This window comes from Marinobacter segnicrescens (genome assembly GCF_900111555.1).
Taxonomy (GTDB): Bacteria; Pseudomonadota; Gammaproteobacteria; order Pseudomonadales; family Oleiphilaceae; genus Marinobacter; species Marinobacter segnicrescens.
Genome location: NZ_FOHZ01000006.1, coordinates 200364 through 207302, shown reverse-complemented (window position 1 = coordinate 207302; position 6939 = coordinate 200364). Strand labels below are relative to the sequence as shown.

At 54.9% G+C, this 6939-nt stretch carries 8 protein-coding genes; 5 read left to right on the top strand and 3 right to left on the bottom strand.

All coding sequences use genetic code 11. From position 1 onward, the window contains the following. The 3 genes from umuD to umuC all read left to right on the top strand — a co-directional run. The coding region (gene umuD, locus BM036_RS08780; RefSeq protein WP_091850568.1) for a translesion error-prone DNA polymerase V autoproteolytic subunit at nucleotides 1-342 on the top strand (342 nt) is incomplete at its 5' end. After that, nucleotides 339-1088, top strand: coding sequence for a CLCA_X family protein (locus tag BM036_RS08775; protein WP_091850566.1), 750 nt, complete (start codon nucleotides 339-341; stop codon nucleotides 1086-1088). The genes umuD and BM036_RS08775, both read left to right, overlap by 4 nt. Continuing rightward, nucleotides 1085-2371: a translesion error-prone DNA polymerase V subunit UmuC gene (gene umuC, locus BM036_RS08770; protein WP_091850564.1), complete on the top strand. Its 1287-nt coding sequence runs from the start codon at nucleotides 1085-1087 to the stop codon at nucleotides 2369-2371. Before BM036_RS08775 ends, umuC begins: the two co-directional genes overlap by 4 nt. A gap of 40 nt (nucleotides 2372-2411) precedes the next feature. On the opposite strand, the gene BM036_RS20535 is transcribed toward umuC, so the two are convergent. Beyond that, nucleotides 2412-2714, bottom strand: coding sequence for a type II toxin-antitoxin system TacA family antitoxin (locus tag BM036_RS20535; protein ID WP_218144798.1), 303 nt, complete (start codon nucleotides 2712-2714; stop codon nucleotides 2412-2414). A 182-nt stretch (nucleotides 2715-2896) separates the two neighbouring features. Here BM036_RS20535 and BM036_RS08760 point away from each other — a divergent pair, with 182 nt between their 5' ends. Both BM036_RS08760 and BM036_RS08755 read left to right on the top strand, forming a co-directional pair. Further along, on the top strand, nucleotides 2897-3562 hold the full coding sequence (locus BM036_RS08760) for an SOS response-associated peptidase (RefSeq protein ID WP_091850560.1): 666 nt from the start codon (nucleotides 2897-2899) through the stop codon (nucleotides 3560-3562). Nucleotides 3563-3596: 34 nt separating this feature from the next. Further along, nucleotides 3597-4001, top strand: a complete 405-nt coding sequence (locus BM036_RS08755; RefSeq protein WP_091850558.1) for a MerR family transcriptional regulator — start codon at nucleotides 3597-3599, stop codon at nucleotides 3999-4001. Nucleotides 4002-4405: 404 nt separating this feature from the next. On the opposite strand, the gene BM036_RS08750 is transcribed toward BM036_RS08755, so the two are convergent. Both BM036_RS08750 and BM036_RS08740 read right to left on the bottom strand, forming a co-directional pair. Next, nucleotides 4406-5614, bottom strand: coding sequence for a hypothetical protein (locus BM036_RS08750; protein ID WP_143066587.1), 1209 nt, complete (start codon nucleotides 5612-5614; stop codon nucleotides 4406-4408). 369 nt (nucleotides 5615-5983) lie between these two features. Beyond that, nucleotides 5984-6934 (bottom strand): ATP-binding protein, encoded by a 951-nt coding sequence (locus BM036_RS08740; protein ID WP_091850552.1) that lies wholly within the window; start codon nucleotides 6932-6934, stop codon nucleotides 5984-5986. Between the last annotated feature and the right edge of the window lie 5 nt (nucleotides 6935-6939).

The window sequence follows — 6939 nt, the reverse complement described above, 5'->3', positions numbered from 1 at the left end:
TACATCGAGAAAACCCTGGACTTGAATGAGCTGTGCATTGAGCATCCGGCAGCGACGTTCTTTGTACGCGTCCAGGGCGAATCGATGATTGAGGCCGGGATCTTTCCGGACGACGTACTCGTGGTCGACCGCTCCCTGCGGGCGGTGCATGGAGACATCATCATCGCCAGTCTGCGTTCGGAAATGACCGTCAAGCAGCTGCACCTGAGCCCGCCACCCGTTCGTTTATTACCCCGTAACTCCGCCTTTGCCCCCATTGTTCTGGGTGAGGACGACGTGCTGGAGGTCTTTGGCGTGGTAACCAACGTGGTCCGCTCGCTGCGTCGTGGCGGTAAGTCATGACAAGCAGCCAGCCTGTGTCCTTCGTCACTCTCCGGCGTCGATTTGAATTCCGCAGTATCGAAGTGGGCCGTTGGGTAACAGAGCCGGAGAGAGATCGGGCCGCCGTTCGCTTCTACCAGGCCCTATGCGATTTGATGACGGTATTGAACGGCCCGGAATCGCTCATCTCCCTGCGCGGCACCCTCGGTCTCCAATATGGCATTGGCGGTCGTCCTGGCGTGGCGGCTCACTACATCCCAGCCACCCGTCAACTGGCCCTCGCCAAGAATGCCGGTGCCGGCAGTCTGGCCCACGAATGGTTCCATGCCTTCGATCACTATATGGGGGCCAAGGCTTTTCGGTCGTCCCGGAGCACCGTGTTTGCATCGAGTGCCTGGCTGGACAGCGTTCAGCGCAAACCGCATCCATTGAACGATCTTCTGGGTGAGTGTTTTCAGGCCATTTTGCTGAACGAAGAGGGGACTCAACCGAGCGAGCTGTTCCTGGCGTCCCGACAAGCGGACAAGAAGTTGAAGGTGCTCTACTACGCCCGGCCGGAGGAACTCTGCGCTCGAGCGTTCGAAGCCTTTGTGGAAGACCGCGAGCCGCACAACCGTTTTCTGGTCAACGGCACCGTTCATTCGGATGAAGCCCACTCGGGACTGTATCCTCAAGGTGTTCAGCGTCAGCGCATCAATGAGGCCTTTGATGCGTATTTCCAGGCGCTGGGCGAGGCCCTCTATCGTCAGCAGGCCAAAGCCGGATGAAGTCATCGATTTTCGCGCTGGTGGACTGCAACAATTTCTACGCCTCCTGCGAGAAGCTGTTCCGTCCGGATCTGCGGCACACGCCGGTCGTGGTCTTATCCAATAACGACGGCTGCGTGGTCGCCCGCTCGAAGGAAGCCAAGGCGCTTGGTATCAAGATGGGCGTGCCGATACACCACATCAAAGCCGAAATTCGTCGCTACGGCATTGAGGTGTTTTCGTCCAACTACACACTCTACGGCGATATGAGCCGACGGGTAATGACTACGCTAGAAGCATTGTCGCCCCGGGTGGATGTGTACTCAATCGACGAGGCCTTCCTGGATCTCACCGGAATCAACCGGGTAGTTGCCTTTGAAGAGTTTGGGCGGCAGGTGAAGGACACCGTCTACCAGAACGTCGGGCTGCCCGTCTGTGTCGGGATTGCGCCGACCCGAACCCTGGCCAAACTGGCGAACTTCGCCGCCAAGAAGTACTCCGCGACCGGAGGGGTTGTGGACCTGACCGATGCAATCAGGCAAAGGCGCCTGATGGAAAGAGTCCCAGTCGGTGAGGTGTGGGGTGTCGGGCGCCGGATAACGGCTCGCCTGGAAAACATGGGTATCATCACAGCGTTGCAACTGGCGGAGGTAGACCCTGCTACATTGCGAAACCAGTTCTCTGTGGTACTGGAGCGCACGGCCCGTGAGTTGAACGGCCTTCCCTGTTTACCCTGGGATGAGGCGCCTCAACCGAAAAAACAGATCATGTGCTCCCGATCCTTCGGTCAGCCACTGTCACAACTGAAGGACCTGGAAGAAGCTGTCGCTCACTTTGCCACCCGGGTATGCGAAAAGCTCAGGGGCGGCGACCAGTTCGCTGGCGAGATCATGGTGTTTATTCGGACTAATCCATTCAGGCCTGAGGTACCTCAGTATTCCAAGAGTGTCACGACCAGGCTCATCACCCCGAGCCAGGATTCGCGGGTCATAGTGGATAAGGCGTTGGAGCTATTGAGATCCATCTACCGTCAAGGATACCAGTACGCCAAAGCGGGCGTTCTTGTCAGCGAACTGGTAACTACGTCGGTACGACAAGCGGATCTGTTTGAAGCAGAGCCTGCTGAGACTGGGGGTGGTACCCGCTCCGAAAGGCTTATGGCTTTGATGGATCAGATCAATCGACGATCCCGGGGTGCCCTGACCACCGCAAGGCAGGCAGGTAACAATTCCTATGCAATGCGACGTTCACATCTCTCACCGGCCTACACCACAAATTGGCGGCAGTTGCCCGTCGTTCACTGAAATGGCTGGGTCACAGTCATCCCATCAAAAAGAAAATCAATTACCTCGATTTTTGAGGCTTATGACGATGTTTTCGGTCAGCATGTCGACGTGCTGCCTCGCGCAGCCGAGTATTAGCCGGATGGGGGTTATTGAGTACCTCCATCATACGGTCAGCCTCTTCGTTCGTAAGCCTAATGGTTGTGGCTTCCTCAACGACTTCCTTGGCCATTTTGGTCGCGGCGTCGACCAGAAATTGGTTCATACTCCGTCCGGAAAACTCCGCCGCACGCGTAATGCGTTCGTGCGTCTCAGGGTCGACACGGGCGCTCACGCGAGTGGTTCTGGTCTGATTGGTAGTCATGATGAAACCATGGCTTGGGATTACGCGAAGTCTGCCGCGCAGAAACTGTCGGATGAACAGGCATGGCAGCAGATACGACAACTGTATAAATGCCATCCTAGCAGCTTCTGTCGGCGGCGGATGGCCTTTTCATACCTATCAGGCGTAAGATCGTTTGGTACATAGTGGTTGGGAGGCTTGTCATGTGCGGGCGCTACAATGTGACTGATTCACCTGAGGTCCAGGAGCTGATGGGGCAACTTGGTCTGCCAGGTATTGCGCCGCGCCCTCAGCTGAATGTGCCACCTGGCGGTATCGGCGAATTCGTGATTGAGGCTGGTGGTGACCGTTATCTGGAGCCCGGTATCTGGTCATTGCTGATCGAGCCCCGTCCGGAGGGGCATGGCTACCGGCCAAACCCGAAATTTCACACCTTCAACGCACGCAGTGACCGGCTCGCTTCCAGCCCGCTCTGGAAGAAGGTCTATCCCTCCCACCGCTGCATTGTCCCTGTCAGCGCGTTCCACGAGTGGCAGGGAAAGCAGGTCTATAATATACACCCCGAGCGGGAAGCCACGGCTCTGGCCGGGTTATGGCAATCCTGGCACTTTGGGGAGGACCAGGTAAGCTCCTTCACTGTGATCACGCTGCCGCCTCACCCACGGTTCAGTCACATCCATCCGAAGAGCATTCCTTTGATGCTGAGGCCGAGGGACTTTGATCTGTGGCTGGATCCGGATTTTCATCACACGGACGCCTTTGCGCATTTGATGAAAACGCATATACCGGCGCCACTGGTGTGTGAGCCGGTCAGGAGTACGAAGGACCTGGCGCCTGTTGCGGAAGCCGAAGTTCTTGCGGCAGATTAGGTATTGATAAAGACTCAGAGAATGGAGCCTTTCATTGATTGGGGATGAACAACCAAACCTTACAGATCAGCACGGCGACGCCGGCCTTCGCTGGCTGCTGGATCGTCGGGAGCAGTGGGACTTCACTGATTCAGAGTTGAGTTGCTTGCTGGGCGTCTCCACTGAAACGTTGCGCAACTGGAAGTCGCAGATAGCAGTCGGTGAGCTGGTAAAGCTGCCTTCGGATGTCGTAGATCGGGTTGGCTTGCTACTGGCCCTGCATAAAGGCTTGGTATATCTGACACCCGCTGGCCATGAGTTGCTGGCGGACGAGTGGTTCAAAAAGCCAGTCACCATGTGGGGACTGAAGGACAATTCTATCCGGGTGCACCTGCTTGATGATCCGAGCATTGCAGCCTTTTCAGATATGGTTAACAGAATCCGCTCAGCGTCAGTCTGAATGGCGGGTAGCAAAGTCATTATGCAATCACTGTTACACTCTCAGATCGCCGTCTCAATGGAAGGGTTGTCCGGGCTGGCGAGTGGGATAGTCCGCTATGCGCCCTATGGGAAGTAGGCGACTGGGTTCCAAGGCATCGACAAATGGATGAGCCAAATCACCTTTCAGGTCAAAAGTGAAAAAAATTGCCCGTGAAAGTACGACCGCTAACTGAGACTGGCTGATGGAAGAACGGGAGCCACTTGCGAATGAAGCGTTCTGGATTGGTCGAACCACAATCTACGCTCTGGAATACCTAGTAGCTTTCATCAAGTGAGACTTTGTTTGAGAAACCCGATCTCGTACGTGCAGGCACGGCGACAGATGAAACGCTTCGCGAGAAATGGCCCGACATTGTATGACCCTTACTGGTCGTCCAGAATAGTGTTACTGCTTCGTAGCACTTCAAAGTCCAATAGATAGCACGCGTAGTCGAAATAGCCCTCATCGGAACGCTCGATCCAAGGCGAGAAAAGCCAGCGCGAAGGGTGCTCCTCGCATCTGAGCAACGCGCTGGTCTGAGCTTGATGTAGCTCATGGGGGTCGGGCTCAACAACCCCCATAAAGGACCAATCAGACGGTGAAACCCCGCGGCAACGTCGAACTCGGTTAAGAACGTCCTCATCTAGCTGGATGTTATATAGCGGCGAATCAGACCAATATCGGGCAACCAAATGGCGGTCCTCAACGCGGGTTTCGAGAATCTGAGACGGATGGCGGGGGTATTCGAACGTATGATCCACACCATGGTAGCCGGTTGCTTTGAAACGCACCTTGTCGTTGGCGGTTTTCGTGAAAAGCCATTTGGCCAGGGCGATGAATTCGGCAAACGCATTCTCTAACGCCCGTAAAAAAAGCCAACGTTCAAAGTTAACGGATGGCCGCCAGGTTGCAAACTCGCGGTCCTCTATAAAAAACCCCGCCGGGACATTGGGCACCTGACGATAGTTTGCAAACCGAAACAACTCATGAGCGGCGCGGGTATCGAAATGCGCAGGCTTTTCGGTAAATTTCTGGTTGATCAGACAACACCAGAAACTGAACGCCATGCATAAATCACATGGCGGTTCCCCTTCACGAATAGCCTCAGGGCGCACGTTCTGAAGCTCGGACCAAGTAAGTCGATGTTCCATCCCTGTGGTGTGCCGTTGCCAGCGCAGAATTCTTCGCAGAGCGAGGGTGATGAGGGAGACCATTTCGGCCTCACGGAGTTCTCGCCTATGGATGTGTTCCTTGCTTTCGCGGTTTTGCCGACGGGTTGCATGCTCTTCTTTAATTTCAGGCCACGGTCGCAGGTTGGAGGTTCGAGATTTCAGAGGTCGATCGTACGTCATGATGTGCATGCGATTCAGCCGATCCTGGTTGATACCTCCGGCACGTTGACATTCAAAAGCCAAGTAATACTTGTCGCGACTATTCGGTTCGAAAAAGCTCTGGTGTTCTCCAACGGCTCGAGTGCCTACTCGACTATGGATATCGCATAAACTGACGTAGGTGTAGTTCGTCTTTTGCATTTCACAACGATCGACCCAGCGCGTCAGCCACCGGAGTTTACGAAGATGTCGACGTTTCATTTGGGTCTTGCCCCAAAGCGCTTTGGGCAAAACGCCACACTTGTCGCAAACTGGGGAACGGGACCTAAATGGCCGGCCCCACGATAGGTGGCACTTTGGGCATGAGGAACCGAGCTCGCAGTGATGAATGGGGCAATGCGTCAAACTGGGAAGCCGGTAGACAGCAGTATGAAACAGGTGATCAGCACATAAGGGGCACTGAGAGCCGATAAATGGCAAATCAGGTAAAGCTTGCCTGAGTTCACGAAGACTCAGACCCGGGTTTGCCGCCATCAAGCGGCGCGCATAACCATAAGAACTCTCCAAGGGCTTTGCCCAGAGCAAGCCTTCATTCATTTTATAGCCCATGATACCGTCCTTCTTTCTGGATCATCCTGAGGCACCCACCAGAGACACTAAACTGGGCGCTATACCAGCCCCCTCGAGGCTTTTAATCACACAGGCCTCCATAAGGACCTGGTCGGTTTTATCGTTGCAGCCCGGCAGGTAGTCCATGAAGAGAAGGTTCGTGGCTCTCGTAAACTGGGCCATCCCCCAAGAGTTCAACCCTAAAGGGATACCGTATCGCTCGCGGTAATGGCGCCAATAAAGGGGCGCAATATTGGCCAACCGCCAGCCCTGGTGATAAAGCGTCGGGCAAAAATATTCAGTGGCACAGATCGACGAAGCCTCGGAAACGATCAGGCTGTCGTATTCATGAAGACAGGCTTTGAGCTCCTCTTCAGACCGAATCCCGTAGAAGTAGTCGAAATTGTTAAAGAACCGCTCTCGTAAGTAGCGATTTTCTGCGCGCAGCAACGCTTTGCCCAGGGTATGGAACTGATCCTGGTTCGCAATAAAGAACACAGAGCAATTGATGTGCAGGTTGACCAGGTCATTGTAAATCTCGGCAAACGCATTGAGCTGCGCAATGGTCAAAAGTTGCGCTTCATCGACAATTAATACCACTTGACGGGTATCGTTTGCCTGGGCCGCGTCCGCGAGCCGGATCACGATGTTTTCTAACAGAACATCCGCGGTTTTTCGTTTCACCTCAAAATCCAGCGCACGTGCCACCTTGGCGAACACCGCTCGAATCGTCTCCACATCGCGTAGTCCATAATGCGTGTACAACACCCGGATGGGCTGTCCGCTTCGGTTCTTCAGCTGATGTTGCAGCGCTTTGACGGCTTTGGTTTTCCCCAAGCGTGCTTCCCCAATGATGAGCCCGCCGGTGTGGCCACATCGCACCCAGGCCTCGACCCGGTTTGCGAGGGCCTGGGCCATTGGAGTCGGTATCCAAAAAGTGCTGGCATCTTCAAGCATTGAAGCTACGGACATGGTGA